Source organism: Paenarthrobacter nitroguajacolicus (assembly GCF_007786235.1).
Classification (GTDB): domain Bacteria; phylum Actinomycetota; class Actinomycetes; order Actinomycetales; family Micrococcaceae; genus Arthrobacter; species Arthrobacter nitroguajacolicus_A.
The window spans coordinates 1-15192 of record NZ_VNFK01000018.1; the positions used below are offsets into that span (position 1 = coordinate 1).

General features: G+C 62.6%; 18 protein-coding genes. 9 read left to right on the forward strand and 9 right to left on the reverse strand.

Annotated elements, in window-relative coordinates; all coding sequences use genetic code 11:
- Positions 1–152: 152 nt before the first annotated feature.
- Positions 153–428, forward strand: coding sequence for an HPr family phosphocarrier protein (locus FQP90_RS18725; protein WP_144652577.1), 276 nt, complete (start codon positions 153–155; stop codon positions 426–428).
- Between the two features lie 82 nt (positions 429–510).
- Here the strand turns inward: FQP90_RS18725 and FQP90_RS18730 are convergent, their stop codons facing one another.
- The 4 genes from FQP90_RS18730 to FQP90_RS18745 all read right to left on the reverse strand — a co-directional run bounded on the left by FQP90_RS18730 (position 511) and on the right by FQP90_RS18745 (position 3230).
- Entirely contained in the window at positions 511–1098 is a 588-nt protein-coding gene (locus FQP90_RS18730; RefSeq protein ID WP_144652578.1) for a TetR/AcrR family transcriptional regulator, read from the reverse strand.
- 4 nt (positions 1099–1102) lie between these two features.
- The gene (locus tag FQP90_RS18735; protein ID WP_144652579.1) at positions 1103–1660 is read right to left on the reverse strand and encodes a hypothetical protein; all 558 of its coding nucleotides are present in this window, start codon (positions 1658–1660) and stop codon (positions 1103–1105) included.
- An 87-nt stretch (positions 1661–1747) separates the two neighbouring features.
- A complete protein-coding gene (locus FQP90_RS18740) occupies positions 1748–2707 on the reverse strand; it encodes a DNA topoisomerase IB (protein WP_144652580.1) in 960 nt (319 codons plus the stop codon).
- A gap of 43 nt (positions 2708–2750) precedes the next feature.
- Positions 2751–3230, reverse strand: a complete 480-nt coding sequence (locus FQP90_RS18745; protein WP_014920468.1) for a Dps family protein — start codon at positions 3228–3230, stop codon at positions 2751–2753.
- A 307-nt stretch (positions 3231–3537) separates the two neighbouring features.
- On the opposite strand from FQP90_RS18745, the gene FQP90_RS18750 reads away from it, so the two are divergent.
- A complete protein-coding gene (locus tag FQP90_RS18750; RefSeq protein WP_143711595.1) occupies positions 3538–3708 on the forward strand; it encodes a DUF4175 domain-containing protein in 171 nt (56 codons plus the stop codon).
- 54 nt (positions 3709–3762) lie between these two features.
- On the opposite strand, the gene FQP90_RS18755 is transcribed toward FQP90_RS18750, so the two are convergent.
- Positions 3763–3984, reverse strand: coding sequence for a hypothetical protein (locus tag FQP90_RS18755; protein ID WP_144652581.1), 222 nt, complete (start codon positions 3982–3984; stop codon positions 3763–3765).
- A gap of 116 nt (positions 3985–4100) precedes the next feature.
- Here FQP90_RS18755 and FQP90_RS18760 point away from each other — a divergent pair, with 116 nt between their 5' ends.
- The 3 genes from FQP90_RS18760 to FQP90_RS18770 are packed head-to-tail and all read left to right on the forward strand — an operon-like array spanning position 4101 to position 5621.
- Positions 4101–4613 carry a DUF6328 family protein gene (locus FQP90_RS18760; RefSeq protein WP_144652582.1) on the forward strand — a complete coding sequence of 171 codons (513 nt, stop codon included), beginning with the start codon at positions 4101–4103 and terminating at the stop codon, positions 4611–4613.
- 3 nt (positions 4614–4616) lie between these two features.
- Positions 4617–5330, forward strand: a complete 714-nt coding sequence (locus FQP90_RS18765) for a DUF6766 family protein (RefSeq protein WP_144652583.1) — start codon at positions 4617–4619, stop codon at positions 5328–5330.
- A 24-nt stretch (positions 5331–5354) separates the two neighbouring features.
- On the forward strand, positions 5355–5621 hold the full coding sequence (locus tag FQP90_RS18770; protein WP_144652584.1) for a DUF7218 family protein: 267 nt from the start codon (positions 5355–5357) through the stop codon (positions 5619–5621).
- 17 nt (positions 5622–5638) lie between these two features.
- Here the strand turns inward: FQP90_RS18770 and FQP90_RS18775 are convergent, their stop codons facing one another.
- Positions 5639–6505, reverse strand: a complete 867-nt coding sequence (locus FQP90_RS18775) for a non-homologous end joining protein Ku (RefSeq protein WP_144652585.1) — start codon at positions 6503–6505, stop codon at positions 5639–5641.
- 38 nt (positions 6506–6543) lie between these two features.
- Here FQP90_RS18775 and FQP90_RS18780 point away from each other — a divergent pair, with 38 nt between their 5' ends.
- Positions 6544–9090 carry an ATP-dependent DNA ligase gene (locus tag FQP90_RS18780; RefSeq protein ID WP_144652586.1) on the forward strand — a complete coding sequence of 849 codons (2547 nt, stop codon included), beginning with the start codon at positions 6544–6546 and terminating at the stop codon, positions 9088–9090.
- A 79-nt stretch (positions 9091–9169) separates the two neighbouring features.
- Here FQP90_RS18780 and FQP90_RS18785 read toward each other — a convergent pair whose 3' ends face one another.
- Together FQP90_RS18785 and FQP90_RS18790 are read right to left on the reverse strand one after the other, a co-directional pair.
- The gene (locus FQP90_RS18785; RefSeq protein WP_144652587.1) at positions 9170–9430 is read right to left on the reverse strand and encodes a hypothetical protein; all 261 of its coding nucleotides are present in this window, start codon (positions 9428–9430) and stop codon (positions 9170–9172) included.
- An 88-nt stretch (positions 9431–9518) separates the two neighbouring features.
- On the reverse strand, positions 9519–9752 hold the full coding sequence (locus FQP90_RS18790) for a hypothetical protein (protein ID WP_144652588.1): 234 nt from the start codon (positions 9750–9752) through the stop codon (positions 9519–9521).
- 236 nt (positions 9753–9988) lie between these two features.
- On the opposite strand from FQP90_RS18790, the gene FQP90_RS18795 reads away from it, so the two are divergent.
- Positions 9989–10777 carry a putative protein N(5)-glutamine methyltransferase gene (locus FQP90_RS18795; protein WP_144652589.1) on the forward strand — a complete coding sequence of 263 codons (789 nt, stop codon included), beginning with the start codon at positions 9989–9991 and terminating at the stop codon, positions 10775–10777.
- Between the two features lie 278 nt (positions 10778–11055).
- Entirely contained in the window at positions 11056–12687 is a 1632-nt protein-coding gene (locus FQP90_RS18800; RefSeq protein ID WP_144652590.1) for an MFS transporter, read from the forward strand.
- A 128-nt stretch (positions 12688–12815) separates the two neighbouring features.
- On the opposite strand, the gene FQP90_RS18805 is transcribed toward FQP90_RS18800, so the two are convergent.
- On the reverse strand, positions 12816–14231 hold the full coding sequence (locus FQP90_RS18805) for an aminotransferase-like domain-containing protein (RefSeq protein ID WP_144652591.1): 1416 nt from the start codon (positions 14229–14231) through the stop codon (positions 12816–12818).
- Between FQP90_RS18805 and FQP90_RS18810 the strand changes: the two genes are divergently transcribed.
- Positions 14230–15162: a DMT family transporter gene (locus FQP90_RS18810; RefSeq protein ID WP_144652592.1), complete on the forward strand. Its 933-nt coding sequence runs from the start codon at positions 14230–14232 to the stop codon at positions 15160–15162. The genes FQP90_RS18805 and FQP90_RS18810 overlap by 2 nt on opposite strands.
- The last annotated feature ends 30 nt before the right edge of the window (positions 15163–15192 follow it).

The window sequence follows — 15192 nt, forward strand, 5'->3', positions numbered from 1 at the left end:
AGCTCCACACAACACCCGGAGGTCCTCTTTATCGCGTTACTCCCAGCCCCGTGTCATCAACCTGCCGGGACAATACATCTAGACTTCCCACACAGCCACCGATCCCACCAAGCCACTTCTCTCGACAGCTACCCCTCGACAAAGGAGCACCAATGCCAGAACGTACAGCCACCATCGCAAGCCGCGTCGGCCTCCATGCCCGCCCGGCCGCCATCTTCGCCGAAGCCGCCGGCGACCTTGATCTCGACATCACCATTGCCCGCCAGGGCGAGCCGGCCGACGACGCCATGGACGCTGCCAGCATCCTTTCCCTCATGAGCCTGGGTGCCGCACACGGTGACGTTGTGGTGCTGCGCGCCGAAGGCGAAGGCGCGGATGCAGCCCTGGACAGCCTGGTGAAGATCCTCGAAACGGACCACGACGCCTAGCAGGGACACGCAAACTCCTTAGGGACGCAGAAAGAGCCTGGTGCCACCCGAATATGGGTGGCGCCAGGCTCTTTACGTGTCCTTACGGACCGGCCAGCTCGTCGAGGTGGCGTGCGAGCATGCTGAGCATCGGACTCGCATCCGGCAGTTCCCCGCTCCACAGGCCATGCATCGCGATTCCGTCCAAGAGTGCGCGCAGCCGCTGTGCTTCATACTGGGGGTCGCGTCCCCTGGAGAACTGACCCGCTTCGGTCAGGATCTGAATGGCAGCGCCACATGCGCGATCGACTGCGTCGCTAAGCCTGATGGCAGCAGGGCGAAGCTCGCTGTCGGTCAGCGAAAGGACCCCGAGCTGGACTTGCGCCACCAATTCCATGCGCCGTTCCTTGTCGAGAGGGAGCAACTGCAGCAGCAGCTCATCAACCAGTGCCCGGCCGGTCAGCTCGAGGGCGGCCACCCTGGCAGTGACTCGGTCCTCAATGAGTTGCAGGCAGTACTCCCGAAGGGCATGCTGCGTGGCAAACGCACGGCGCAACGAAGCAGCGGCAATGCCGGCTTCCGCTGCAACCCCGCGCACGGACAGGCCCGCGAGCCCATCACGTTCCAGAACACGTAAAGACGCCTCCGCAATCGCTTCCGTGCGTGCCTCTGCGTCGATTCTCCGCGGCATGGATTCAGCGCGAAGGGGTTGTAGCCGGCATGGCGCGGGCGGGTTTCTTGGGCCAAATCGTGTAGCTCACGGCCCACAGGAAGTCGATTGCGAAGATGATGCCCAGGATGCGAAAGAATCCCGCGAGGGCCGAGGTTCGTTCCGCGTCGTTGACCAGGAGGATGATTGCCCCCAGGGTCGCAGCGGCGATGGCCACCGCCAGCGCTGTAAGAAGTACATCCCGCCAGCACTTGACCGTATAGCGGGTTCCCGTGAGTCGTTCCGGTGCAGGTCCGCCGGCGAATCGGTGCTGGAAGTGCGCATCGGCCCATGCCACCATACGTTTGCCGTAGGCGATGGAGACGCCAATGTAGATCGCCGCCAGCCCGTGCTGCCATGAGGCAGTTCCCCCACCGAGCAGGTCGACGGCCACCAAGGCAAGCAAGACAGCATCGATCACTGGGGCAAGGATCAGGAGAGCTCCACCCAAACGGGGGCGCCGCAACAAATACCGTGCCGCAAGCCCGGCAAGAATCGCCACCCAGAACGCAACTTCACACACCACGATTGCGAACAGAATCATTTACGGCCCCCAGAAGCTATGCCCCGCCAATCCTTATTAGTACGAGTGTACTCATAAAATTCCCGGGAGAGGCTCGAGGCACCTGGTCTACTTCGGCGCTTCGCCGTTCAAGTAGGCAGCAATCGACGCTTCCGTTGGCTTGACGTCCCTAAGCTCTTCCGACAGGTAGCCTTCAATGACCCTTGGATCCACATAGGACGAGCGCGCCACCGAGGGCGTATTGCCCAAGAGGTCCGAGGTCTCCTTGATGGCGCGCACAATGGCCTGCCGGGGAGTGCCCTTATGGCCTGACTTGATGAGGCTCATGGCCGCTGCCGCCGTCCCCTTCCACGTACGGAAATCCTTGGAGGTGTACGCCTCTCCTGCGATGCCGCGCAGGTATTCGTTGATCATGGACGCATCCACCGATACCCAGGTCCCATTGGCCTGGTAAGCCAACAGCCGCTCCTTGCCCGGCCGTTCCGCGAGGGGCTCGAGGAAGGCCGCCAACGCGGGGTCATGAATGGAGGTGTCCCACAGCTGGCCGCTTTTACCGGGGAACTTGAGGAAGACGTCCGGCCCCTCCACGCGCGCGTGGCGGCAGCGGAGGGTGGTGAGCCCATAGGAGCCGTTCTGCTTCATGTAGATCTCGGAACCCACGCGGAGCGCGCCGAGGTCCATGAAGCGCACTGCAGCGGCGAGGGTCTGCTGCCGCGGGTCTGCAGCGTCCTGGAGGTGGACCGTCACGTTGCGGCGAACCGTTGGCAGCACCAAGCCCAGTTTGGCCGCGCGAATGAACTTCTCAGTGTCCTTCCGCTCCCGCCATCCGGGGTGGTAGATGTATTGGCTCCGCCCTGCGGCATCGACGCCGGTGGCCAGGATGTGCCCATGCTCGAATGGGCTGATCCATACATCGGTCCATGCAGGCGGGATCGCCAGCGCATTGATGCGCTGGCGATCCTCCTTGCTGACCAGGCTTCCGTCCGGGTGGCGGTAGCTGAAGCCCTTCCCTGCCTTGCGGCGGACAATGCCGGGCTTATTTAGGTCGCTTCGCTTCAGCCGGGGCACAGTTTCTTCGCCCTTTTTCGATCCGCGGAGTCCCGGTGACCGGCTAAGCCTCGTCCGGATCGGTTACGGCTGCACCGGCGTTCATGATCTCTGCGTTGATCATCCAGACCAGCTGCTCAAGGCGGGCGATAAACGCGTGCAGCAGGTCCGCCGTCGTGGGATCTTCCTCATCCACCTCGTCATGGACGTCGCGCATGGTCTGGACAGCGCGTTCCACGCGGTCGGTGACCAGCTTGACGGCGTTCTTGGTGTTGACCAGGCCCGCGGGGAATTCCTCCAAACGGGTGCCCTTGGCGATGGTTGCGCTCCGGCCGTCAGGCAGGGCGTGGAGGGCACGCATGCGCTCGGCGGTGTCGTCAGCGAACTGTCGGGTGGCCAGGACAAGCTCGTCCAGCTGGAGGTGAAGGTCGCGGAAATTGGGCCCCACGATGTTCCAGTGGGCCTGCTTCCCCTGAAGCTGAAGCTCGATAAGGTCTGTCAGGACAATCTGAAGGTTGTCTGCAAGCTGCTGTGACGCTTTCATGTGTTCCTCTCTTGGACGTTCATTTGAGCAAATAACGTATCGCCGAATATCCCGGCAACTGCCCAATCATCAAGTGACGACTTCAACAAGCCTTTCATAAGGGTGCTTAGTAGTACAATGAGGAGTGTCCGTGTTCACGACTGGCGAACTTCGCAACAGAGCGAAGGCCGGAGCGTGATAACGGCAAAGGCACTTTGAGGCCTCGCCGGCCTCAAAGTACTGGCATAACTAAATCGAAGTAAATCGGAATGCATAGTTGGGAATCTGCGATTCACCCAAGATTCCCCCAGAAAGGAATGTGCTGACCATGAATACGCTTCTGATCATTGCTGGTGTAGTAGCAATTGTTCTCCTTCTTGTGGGCGGTTTCTCGCAGGCCCTGAACTGGTTGCTGTGGGTAGGCGTCATCCTCCTCGTTATCGCAGCCATCGGCTGGCTGCTGAGCTTCATGTCTGGTCGCAGGGGACACACGGTATAAAGCGAGATAGAGCCGGCGCCCCACCCCTCAGAGGTAATCCTCCGGTGTCGGAGATCAGCCGCCGTCCGCAGCGCTGCCTGTAGCTGAGGGCGGCGGCGCCGCATCAGGATCCTTGGGCGTGGGGAACTCGTCGTCAGGCGCTTCAGGGACTCCCTGCGCGGGCCGCTCAGCTGTTTCGCGCTCGTCACCCTGACCAGGCATTTCTTGCTCTGGTGTAGGCGTACCGTAGCCGCCGGGCTCGCTCTCCGGGTCCACGCGGTGCTCATCCTGGCTCATGTTGTTCCTCCTTGGAAATCCGTTGAAGCCCCGACCAAAAGTTCGAGGAATGCTGACAGTCCGACCGTAGTCCGGCGCACCGTCGGCGTCCACCAATCGCTAGCGGAGGTGCGTGAATGGTCGAGCCGGAGCAGGCTCCACGAATCGGCAGGAACGAATCCACTGAAGAGCGGATGGACCGCAATTGGATGGAACTGATCCAGGAGTTGCGGGTACTTCAGACGGGCGTCCAGATTCTGGGCGGATTCCTGTTGACGCTGCCGTTCCAGGAACGATTCGAAAACCTGGACGACTGGCAACGGAACTTGTATCTCTTCAACGTGATGGTGGCCGCCCTCACTACCGTGCTCATTGTGCTCCCGGTCAGCGTCCACCGGCGACTCTTCCGCCGCGGGCTCAAGACCACCCTCGTATCCAGCGCTGATGTTGTCACCAAGTGGGCACTCGGTGGCGTCGCGTTGCTGATCACAGGCTCAGCCACGCTGGTCTTCGACTTTACGGCCGGGAGGACGGCGGGCCTCGTGGCCGGCGGTTTCATTGTCCTGGTCCTGCTCTTGCTGGTGGTAGGCACGCCCCTGTGGCTGCAAAGGCGGGCAGTGCGGATCAACGGACAATCCAAGGAAGGGTAAGCCATGCTGCGCCCCATCAAGGACCACCAAGCCGCCGGGAAGAACAGCGAGCCGAAACGCCACTGGGTCAAGGACCACGGTCTCCTCCTGGTGAACGTTGGCCTGTTCCTTGTGTTCCTGGGCGGAATGATCATCTCCGGTGCGGCCAGCTACAGCGAGGAGCAGCAAACCCACGGCGGGCCACCACTGGGCATCCTGCAGTACCTGGCCACGGGCCACTTCGTGGAAGCCGTCTTTGAGAACTGGGAATCGGAATTCCTGCAGATGGCCATGTACGTGGTCCTGACGGTGTTCCTCTTCCAACGAGGCTCCTCGGAGTCCAAACCGGTTGACAAGGACGCTCCCCAGGACGAAGACCCGCGCGATGCCAAAAAGACAGCCAAAACTCCTTGGCCCGTGAGGCGTGGCGGATGGGTCCTGAAGGTCTACGAACATTCGCTGTCGGGACTCCTTGCCCTGCTGTTCCTCGCGTCCTTCACCATGCACGCCATCGGTGGCACAGCTGCCTTTAACGAAGAACAACTCAGCCACGGCCTGCCGGAGGTCTCGACCTGGGAGTACGTAGCCTCCAGCCAGTTCTGGTTCGAGTCGTTCCAGAACTGGCAGAGTGAATTCCTGGCCGTAGCCGTCCTGGTGGGAGCCTCCGTCTACCTCCGGGAACGGGGTTCGCCGGAGTCCAAACCCGTCGCTGAACCGCATTACGAGACAGGCGCATAGCCAGCGAAGAAAGGAAGATGAACCTTGCCGGAAAAGAAAAACCCCAGCATCAAGGACCCTGGACTGTATGAAGAACTGCGCGACGACGGCGCCTCCAAGGAAAAGGCCGCCCGCATCTCAAACGCCGCCGCTGCCCGTGGAAGAAAAGAAGTAGGCCGCAAAGGCGGAAAGTCCGGGGATTACGACGATTGGACCGTGGACAAACTGAAAGCCCGCGCCAAGGAACTTGGTTTGAAGGGCTATTCGGGCAAGAAGAAAACCGAACTCATCTCCATGCTGCGAAACCACTAGCAATCCACGACGCCGGGTCACGCCTTTTTCTTGGCCCGCGCCTTAGGCTTGCTGGCAGTTTTGCTGGCGGCAGCGTCGTCGTCGGACGCCTTTTCCTTGCCGCGCTTCTTGTCGAGGCTGCGCTTGAGCGCTTCCATAAGGTCGATGACGTCGCCGCCTTCGCCCTCGCCTTCGACCACGCCGAACGTGGCCTCCGTGTCCAAGGCCTCGCCCTTCTCCAGCTTGGCCTCGATGAGGGTTTTCAACTGCGCCTGGTAATCGTCGGTGTATTCGTCGGGATCAAAATCATGCGCCATCGATTCCACCAGGGCCGAGGACATTTCGAGTTCCTTGTCTGAAATCTTGATGTCCGTCTCCAAAGACGGGAACTTGGCCTCACGGACTTCGTCGCCCCACAGGAGCGCCTGCAGCAGCAGCACATCGCCGCGCACGCGCAATGCCCCCAGCCGGGTCTTCTGGCGCAGCGCGTACTGGACAATGGCAATCCTGTCCGTGTCCTCCAGCGTCTGGCGCAGCAGCATGTAGGCCTTGGGGGATTTGGAATCAGGCTCCAGGAAATAGCTGCGCTCGTACATGATGGGGTCCAACTGCTCGGCGGGGATAAACTCCACCACCTCGATTTCTCGGCTGTTCTCCTCCGGCAGGGACTTCAATTCAGCCGCAGTCAGGACCACAGTCCGGCCCTCTTCCTCGTAGGCCTTGTCGATATCCTCGTAAGCCACCACTTCACTGCAAATTTCGCACTTACGCTGATACCTGATGCGCCCGCCGTCCTTATTGTGGACTTGGTGCAGGCCAATATCGTGATCCTCCGTGGCACTGTAGAGCTTCACTGGTACGTTGACCAGACCGAACGCGATAGATCCCTTCCATATGGCCCTCATGCACCCAGTCAACAGCACAAGCCAGCAGAGGAGAAGAGGTGGCAGGCAAGCAACAGGAGCGGGTGAACGTGGAAGGCCACGAACTCACCCTCACCAATCTGGGCAAAATCATCTACCCGGAAACCGGCACCACCAAAGCCGAAGTGCTGGAGTACTACGCCGCAGTGGCACCGTTCCTCATTCCTGCTGCGGCCAACAGACCCGTCACCCGCAAGCGCTGGGTCAACGGCGTAGGCACGGCTGAGCACCCCGGCCAGGTGTTCTTCCAAAAGAACCTGGAAGACTCCGCACCCAAGTGGATACCGCGTGCCACCATCCACCACTCTGACCACACCAACGACTACCCCATGGTCAACAACCTGGCCACGCTCACGTGGATGGCCCAGATCGCGTCCCTGGAGATCCACGTTCCGCAGTGGCAGGTGGACGCGTCCGGGAAACCCCTCAGGCCCGACCGTTTTGTGCTGGACCTCGATCCCGGTCCCGGCGCGGGCCTCCCCGAATGCGTCGAAGTTGCCACCCTGGCCCGCTCCATCCTGCAGGACATGGGCATGGATCCGGTCCCCGTCACCAGCGGCAGCAAAGGCATCCACCTTTACACAGGGCTGGATGGGACCCTGAAATCCGAGCAGGTTTCCGCCTTTGCACACGAACTGGCCCGCGCCCTGGAGTCCGACCATCCGGAGCTGGTGGTCAGCGACATGAAGAAATCCCTCCGCAAAGGCAAGGTCCTGGTGGACTGGAGCCAGAACAGCGGGAACAAGACCACCATCGTGCCGTACTCCCTGCGAGGCCGAGCCTTCCCTACCGTTGCCGCGCCCCGAACCTGGCGGGAACTCGGTTCCCCATCACTGGACCACCTCGACTACACAGCGGTGATGAAACGTGTTGCCACCGGAAAGGACCACTTCGCGTCCATTTCCGACCGTCACCTTCCGCCACACGGCGAGGATGCGGATGACGACGGCGGCGGTTCGGGCAGCCTCGGCGGCGCCTCCCGGGAGCGGCTGGTGACGGTGGAGAACCGTCTCGCCAAGTACGTCGGGATGCGCGATCCGGACAAGACCCCGGAGCCGTTTCCGTCGTCGTCGGCTGCTTCCGGCACCACAACCGGCATAGCGCCGTCCGGAAAATCGTCCACGGACCAGCCGAAGCCGGGTGACCCTCCGCCACCCGGCGGCATCTTCGTGATCCAGGAGCACCACGCCCGCCGGTACCACTTGGACTTCCGGCTGGAGCACGAGGGCGTGCTGGTTTCCTGGGCACTGCCGCGAGGGGTCCCGGAAACGCCGGACCGGAACAATTTGGCCGTGCACACCGAGGACCACCCCATGGACTATGCGAACTTCGCGGGAGTCATTCCCAAGGGCGAGTACGGTGCGGGGACCATCAGCATCTGGGACCGCGGCGAGTTCACCTGCGAGAAGTGGCGCGACGGCAAGGAAGTGATCGCCACGCTCACGGGCGAGCCCGGTGGTGGACTGGGCGGCACCAAACGCTTTGCGCTGATCAACACCGGGGATCGCTGGCTCATTCACCTGATGAAGGAGCAACCGGGTGGGAAGCGGACTGCCAAGGCCGCCCCAGCCAAGCCCCCGCCCTTGGAGCCCTCACCCCAGCCCATGCGCGACTACGCTCCCATGCTTGCCACGTCTGGATCGATCTCCGACTTGCACGGCGACGACTGGCTGTACGAGCTGAAGTGGGACGGCATCCGGGCAATCATCACGGGCACGGAGGGCAAGATCCGGTTGATGAGCCGCAACGGCAACGACCTCACGGCTACCTATCCCGAGCTCACCGACCGCAGTTGTTGGCCGGAGGGCGACTTCGTGGCCGACGGCGAAATCGTGGCACTCGGCAAGGGCTCCCGGCCAGACTTTGGGCGGCTGCAACTCCGGATGAACTTGGTAAAAACCGCGGACATCGAGCGTGCGCGGGCATCCGTCCCGGTGCAGCTCATGTTGTTCGACCTCCTGCACCACGACGGCGCGGACCTGAGTGGCCTGCCGTTCAGCGAGCGCCGCGAGAGGCTGACGGGGTTCGCGGGGCGATTGCGCGCGGGATGCCCACTTCACCTTTCAGCAGTCTTGGACCACGATGTGGAGGACCTCATGGCCAGCGCTGCCGAGCTTGGGCTGGAAGGCGTGATGGCGAAGAAGGCCGACAGCCGTTATGTGGCGGGTCGGCGCAGCAGGTCCTGGATCAAGCTGAAGTTGGAGCGGAGCCAGGAAGTGGTGGTGGGTGGTTGGCGGCCGGGTGCGGGTGCCCGGAGCGGGACGTTTGGCGCGTTGCTGCTGGGCATCCCCGAGGGCGACAAGCTGCATTACGTGGGCAGGGTTGGCAGCGGATTCAAGGATTGGCAGCTGCGGGACATCATGGAAGAACTGGAGCCCCGGGTTGTGCCTGACTCTCCTTTCGCCGATATCCCCCGTGAGGACGCTGCGGGTGCCACGTGGGTGAGCCCTGATCTTGTGGCGGAGGTGACGTTCGGCGAATGGACCGGCCCTGGCCGGCTAAGGCATCCCGTCTGGCGTGGTTGGCGTCCGGACAAGTCCGCTGCGGACGTGAGCCAGCCCAACTGACTGGCATTAGTGGTTGTTCTGAGCGCTCAAAACAACCACAAGTGCTAGTCAGTTGGGCTGGCTGCGTTAGCCGAGGCGACTACGAGGAATGCGGCATTTGTGGACGGCTGGTCCTGTGGATCGCCGTCACAGCTGCTCCTTGGCCCATGCGGCCGTGGGCTTGGTCGCGTTCCTTCAGGTGGCGGCGTTTGCCGCTACCGTCCGGCCACTGCCTGCCCTGGTCCGCTCCCAGTGCAACAGCAATGGTGGCCGGTTCGGGCATGGGAGCCATACCCATGGACTCCACCAAGTGGCTTGCTACCTCGGGGTTGATGTTCTCTGCTGAGTTGTTGGCAGTCATGGTTCTTCCTTTCCGCAATGAAACGAAGGGATTTCAATACTAGGTGCGCCGGAGACCGTTGTCTGCAGGATTTACCTGGACCCAGGATTTACCAGCGGACCTTCTTCTCCGTCTTGGCTTGCTTGCCGCTGGCGGACGTGGGCTTATGGCCCTTGCCCGTGCTTTGCCAGCCGGCCGGAGCGCCGCCCCCGGATTTGCTGGCGAGCATCGCCCGCTGGGCGTCAGTCAGTTTGGACTTGATGCCACCGGAAGCCGGAGCTTTGGAGGTGCTCTCCGGCGCAGTGTTCTCCGGAGTGTTGTTGTTGGAAGGGTTGGCAGTCATACGTGGACTCCTAAAGGTGTGAGTCCTGAAGAGACACTTGTCCCATGACGTTTGCGGTGCGAAAAAAGGCGTCGACAACGGGAACGGCATGGAGGCATGGCCTCAACAGGCGTGGATTTTTGTCAGGTCAAACGGGCAGCATGCTCAATGGCACACGCCGGTCTACTCAAAAATCAGTGTTCCCATGAGTCATACCCTAACCAAGATCCAGCGGATTTGTGAACCCCTTGGCTAGCATGGCAACCGTGACCCGGAGAATGTCCATCGCCACCACCCTCCGAGCTGCCGGCTGTGTATTCGCCGACGACGAAGCCAGGATCCTGATGGACGCCGCCCGGACTCCAGAGGAGCTGGCCCGCATGGTGGACCGGCGAATCGATGGGCTACCCCTCGAACACATTGTGGGATGGGTGGACTTCTGCGGGAGTCGCATGGTGGTGGAACCGGGCGTTTTCGTTCCAAGGCGCCGCACGGAGTTCCTGGTGCGACTGGCAGCGACACTCGCCAAGCCAGGCGCCGTCGTCGTCGATCTCTGCTGTGGTTCGGGAGCGATCGGTGCGGCGCTTAGCGAACTGCTGGGAAGTGCCGAGTTGCATGCTGCGGACATCGATCCGGCCGCGGTCCAGTGCGCCCGCCGCAACGTTGAGCCCCGCGGGGGTCGTGTCCATCACGGTGATCTTTACGAGGCACTGCCGCTCCACCTCAGGGGGCGCGTGGACGTCCTCCTCGCCAACGCACCCTATGTACCCACAGGGTCCATCGGGTTGATGCCGCCGGAGGCGCGGCTGCATGAGCCGGTGATGGCGCTCGACGGCGGCGTTGACGGTTTGGACGTTCAGCGTCGGGTTGCGCTGGGGGCGGCTCAGTGGCTGGCGCCGGGTGGGTGGCTGTTGATTGAAACCTCGGAGTCGCAGGCACCGGAGACCGCCGACATCATGGCGGTGGCCGGGCTCCTGGCGAGGGTGGTCTCGGAGGAGGCGCTGGACGCCACGGTGGTGCTCGGATCGATCCGCGGCACCGGGTAATCCATCAGTTTTTGACCCCGTTTTGGCCCTGTTAAGTGGGCTTGGCTAAACAATTTGGTAACAACGTGCTTTAAGGGGGCAAAACAGGTCAGCATCCGCGTCATTGCGGGGCAAAAGCGGGCAATGAGATGCAACACAGCTAGGCAATTTGCACCCTCAAAGGACCCAAAAATACGATCTCAACTCGGGTTTTCGGTCCAAAACGCGTAAAATTGAAACCCTGCCCAGAGCGGGGCAGCAGAAGTCGCAAGCAAATGACCTCCCTAGGAGAAGCCCAAATGCCCACAGACCAAAGCAACACCGTCTCTCCGGATGGCGCAAGGAACGCCACCGGGAATCAGGTATTGGCAGGCCACACCCCGGCCGCCACGAACGCAGCAAACGCAGTTAAGAACGCCAAGAAAACGAAGCTTCGCCCGAAGCGCCGGCTCAAAGAGTCCGACGTCAACGTGGTGAACAAGCCGATGCTGCGCAAAGCACTCGGCGGCACCATCGTCGGCAACACCATGGAATGGTACGACGTCGGTGTTTTCGGCTACCTCATCACCACCATGGGCCCTGTCTTCCTGCCAGAAGCAGACAAGTCCGTTCAGACACTCTTCCTTCTGGGCACCTTTGCCGCAACCTTCATCGCGCGCCCCCTCGGCGGCGTCGTGTTCGGTTGGCTCGGCGACAAGGTAGGCCGCCAGAAGGTGCTCGCAGCAACCCTGATGCTGATGGCGGCAAGTACGTTCGCCGTCGGACTCCTTCCCGGCTACGCGCAGATCGGCATCTGGGCCGCCGCGTTGCTGGTGATTCTGAAGCTCATTCAGGGCTTCTCCACCGGTGGCGAGTACGCCGGTGCCACAACCTTCGTCAGCGAGTACGCCCCGGATAAGCGCCGCGGTTACTTCGCCAGCTTCCTTGATATGGGCAGCTACATCGGCTTCGCCCTCGGTGCAGCCCTGGTTTCCGTCCTGCAGCTCACGCTGGGACAGGCAGCCATGGAGGAATGGGGTTGGAGGATTCCGTTCCTGATCGCCGGCCCGTTGGGCCTCATCGCGGTGTACTTCCGTAGCAAGATCGAGGAATCTCCCCAGTTCCAGGCCACCCTGGACGCCCAGGAAGCTTCCGCCAAGGATGCCGCATCCCAGGATGCCGCCGTCGCCAAGGGACCCATCGGCATCATCAAGGCCTACTGGCGCCAGATTGTGCTGGCCATGATCCTGGCAGCCGCAGCCAACACCGTTGGTTACGCACTGACCTCGTACATGCCCACGTACCTCACGGACTCCAAGGGCTACGATCCCGTCCACGGCACCTTGCTGACCATCCCGGTCCTGGTGATCATGGCCGTATGCATCCCGCTGACGGGTAAGTTGTCCGACCGCATCGGGCGCCGTCCGGTTCTGTGGATCGGCGCAGGCAGCACCATCGTCTTCGCAGTCCCGGCCTTCCTGCTGATCGGCATCGGTGAAATCTGGTCCACACTGGCCGGTCTCGCACTGATCGCTTTCCCGGTGACGTTCTACATCGCCAACCTGGCTTCGGCCCTCCCGGCATTGTTCCCGACGTCCAGCCGTTACGGCGGAATGGGCATCGCTTACAACTTCTCGGTTGCGATCTTCGGCGGAACCACGCCGTTCATCGTGCAGGGTCTCATCGAAGGCACCGGCGATGACATGATGCCGGCGTACTACCTGATGGCCACGTCCATTGTGGGCGCCATTGCCATCTACTTCCTGCGTGAATCCGCCCAGCGCCCGCTGCCGGGCTCCATGCCCAGCGTGGACACCCAGGCTGAGGCACGCGAGCTTGTTGCCACGCAGGACACCAACCCGCTCATCAACCTGGACGAGATGCCGTTCGACGGCCAGCCCATTGATGACGCCGTGTTCGGCAAGAGCAACAAGGACTTGACCCCCGCTTAGGAACTCTTTGCCTGCAACTTCTGCGCAGTAACGACTACTGCAAGCGACACGGATAGTTCGCGGCACCTCGCCGCCAACCGCAGCCACCGCCCTCAAGGCGCTCTCCTTGATGGTGGTGGCTGCGGCCGTTAAGTCCCCATGAGGGATCGCACTGCCTCGCCAATGATCCGCGCACCTTCCGGGAAGGCGCCGGGGTTGGGGCCGGCATAGTTGAGCCTGATGTACGGGCCTTCGGGTTCCGCCGGGAACCACTCCGTTCCGGCAGCTATGAGCACCCCGGCCGATTCGCAATCCCTGGTGAGTTGCTCCACGTCGAACCCGTCCGGCATCCGCAGCCACAAGTTCAAGCCACCCTTGGGCAGGTGGCTGAGGTGCGCCTGCGGAACGTGTTCGCGCAGGCTGGTAACCAGGAGGTCGCGTCGCGACTGCAATTGGTGGCTGAGTCCGCGAAGGTGCGTTTGCCACCCTGGCTGTGTGACGACGTCGAGCGCTGCTGCCTGCAGCAGGCCGCTGACGTACATCGATTCTGCGGCCTGCGCACCCATGATCCGTTCCCGGGCCGGACCGCGTGCGATGATCGCCGCGACGCGGATGGATGGGGAGACGCTCTTGGTCAGCGAGCGGATGTACACCACATGGCCGGAGTCGTCCTTGGCGGCAATCGGGACCGATGGGGCGGTGATGCCGAAGTCGTGCGCCCAGTCGTCCTCCACAAGGAAGGCTCCGTGGCGCTGGACGATCCGGAGGACTTCCTCGCCGCGCTCGGCAGACCATTGGGCGCCCGTCGGATTCGCGAAGTTGGGTTGCGCATAGAAGAGACGCGCACCGGATTCTTCGAAGGCCCTGTCCAGTTCGTCCGGATCGGGGCCGTCCGGGCCGCTGGGCACAGGAATGACATTCACCCCCGCCTGGCCGGCGGCCAGCAGCGCGCCCCAGTAACTGGGCGACTCCACCAGCAGCGGCTGTCCGTGCCCCACCAACCCGCGGAAGATGGAGCTCAGTCCGCTTTGGCTCCCGGGAAGTACGACGACGTCGCTCGGCTGGGGTGGCGTGACGCCAACGGGCGTTGAGGTGCTGAGCTCCTGCGCGAACCAGGATTGCAGTTCCGGAAGGCCTTGCGCCGGCGGTCGTGACAGGGCGGCATCTCCCCTGGCTGCGCGTGTCAGTGCGGCGCGGACCAGCCTTTCCGGCAGAAGCTCACGGGCTGGATAGCCGGAATGGAACGCGATGAGGTCGTTGGAGGCGCTGCGCATGGCAGCCGAGTTAAGTGGTCGGGCAACTTGGGCTGCCCGCAAGGCTGCCGTCTGCCAGCCGTAGTCCGACGGCCTGGCCGTGCGATAAGCCCGGACGAAGGTACCAACACCGGGTCGACTCTCGATCAGGCCCTGTGCGGTAAGGGTCCTCAGCGCCTTTTGGACCGTGACCGGGCTTGCTTGGTATTCGGCCACGAGTTGGCGGGTAGATGGCAGTTTCGCCCCCGGAGCGGCTCCAGCGATCCATTCTTTTACTCGCGAGACGATCCGGGAACTGCTATCGTTATTCATGAGTCCTAATAGTAGCGCTACTATGCTTTCGCGGCCAGTGATATCCACCAAGACATCGACCGGTATCTGGTGGGGGCTCCTGGGCGTCTTCGCTTTCTCATTCACCGTGCCGCTCACCCGGGTGGCTGTAGAGGGCATGTCGCCATTGTTCATCGGCGCCGGCCGGGCAGTGGTTGCCGCTATCCTTGCAGCGCTTGCCCTCGGCTTGACCCGGCAACGGTTTCCCCGCGGCCGACAGTGGTTCCGCTTGGCAGTGGTAGCAGGTGGGATTGTTGCCGGATTCCCGCTGCTCACCACCTTCGCCCTCACCAGCACCTCCGCGAGCCACGGTGCCGTGGTGATCGCACTACTGCCCGCAGCCACGGCAACGGTAGCGGTAATCCGAGGCCGGGAAAGCCCCCGTCCCTTGTTCTGGGTCCTGACCGTTGTGGGCGTCGTGGCCGCCTTGGTGTTTGCGCTGGTCCAGTCCGGCGGCTTCGGTTCGCTCCACTGGGCAGACTTGCTGTTGCTCGGTGCTGTCCTGGCTGCCGCCCTTGGCTACGCGGAGGGTGGGCTGCTGGCCCGGGAACTGGGGGCGTGGCAGACCATCTCCTGGGCATTGATTGTCGCGGCTCCCGTGATGATCCTGTTGACCGCGGTTTCGCTTGGTTCGGGAATGCCTTCGGCAACACCCATCCAGTGGTTGTCCTTCGCCTACCTGGGCGTGGTGAGCATGTTCCTCGGCTTCTTCGCCTGGTACCGGGGTTTGGCCATCGGGCCCATGGCACAGGTCAGCCAGATCCAACTGGTCCAGCCCGTCATGACCATCGCATGGGCCGGCCTGCTGCTTGGCGAGTCGATGACATGGACCACCGTGGTGGGTGGCTTGGCGGTGATTCTCTGCGCAGGCGCCGCTGTCCGTGTGAGGCTCAACCCGCCGTCGAAATCCTGACGCACCAGCCCGTTCCGAACGCACCTGAGA

Bases quoted from the DNA above. Each gene is read 5' to 3' on its own strand.
- FQP90_RS18750 (WP_143711595.1), top strand. From the start codon at position 3,538: ATGAATACGCTTCTGATCATTGCTGGTGTAGTAGCAATTGTTCTCCTT.
- FQP90_RS18745 (WP_014920468.1), bottom strand. From the start codon at position 3,230: ATGAAAGCGTCACAGCAGCTTGCAGACAACCTTCAGATTGTCCTGACA.
- FQP90_RS18805 (WP_144652591.1), bottom strand. From the start codon at position 14,231: ATGAATAACGATAGCAGTTCCCGGATCGTCTCGCGAGTAAAAGAATGG.
- FQP90_RS18730 (WP_144652578.1), bottom strand. From the start codon at position 1,098: ATGCCGCGGAGAATCGACGCAGAGGCACGCACGGAAGCGATTGCGGAG.
- FQP90_RS18765 (WP_144652583.1), top strand. From the start codon at position 4,617: ATGCTGCGCCCCATCAAGGACCACCAAGCCGCCGGGAAGAACAGCGAG.
- FQP90_RS18785 (WP_144652587.1), bottom strand. From the start codon at position 9,430: ATGACTGCCAACAACTCAGCAGAGAACATCAACCCCGAGGTAGCAAGC.
- FQP90_RS18760 (WP_144652582.1), top strand. From the start codon at position 4,101: ATGGTCGAGCCGGAGCAGGCTCCACGAATCGGCAGGAACGAATCCACT.
- FQP90_RS18775 (WP_144652585.1), bottom strand. From the start codon at position 6,505: ATGAGGGCCATATGGAAGGGATCTATCGCGTTCGGTCTGGTCAACGTA.
- FQP90_RS18725 (WP_144652577.1), top strand. From the start codon at position 153: ATGCCAGAACGTACAGCCACCATCGCAAGCCGCGTCGGCCTCCATGCC.
- FQP90_RS18795 (WP_144652589.1), top strand. From the start codon at position 9,989: ATGGCAACCGTGACCCGGAGAATGTCCATCGCCACCACCCTCCGAGCT.
- FQP90_RS18735 (WP_144652579.1), bottom strand. From the start codon at position 1,660: ATGATTCTGTTCGCAATCGTGGTGTGTGAAGTTGCGTTCTGGGTGGCG.
- FQP90_RS18790 (WP_144652588.1), bottom strand. From the start codon at position 9,752: ATGACTGCCAACCCTTCCAACAACAACACTCCGGAGAACACTGCGCCG.
- FQP90_RS18755 (WP_144652581.1), bottom strand. From the start codon at position 3,984: ATGAGCCAGGATGAGCACCGCGTGGACCCGGAGAGCGAGCCCGGCGGC.
- FQP90_RS18800 (WP_144652590.1), top strand. From the start codon at position 11,056: ATGCCCACAGACCAAAGCAACACCGTCTCTCCGGATGGCGCAAGGAAC.
- FQP90_RS18810 (WP_144652592.1), top strand. From the start codon at position 14,230: ATGAGTCCTAATAGTAGCGCTACTATGCTTTCGCGGCCAGTGATATCC.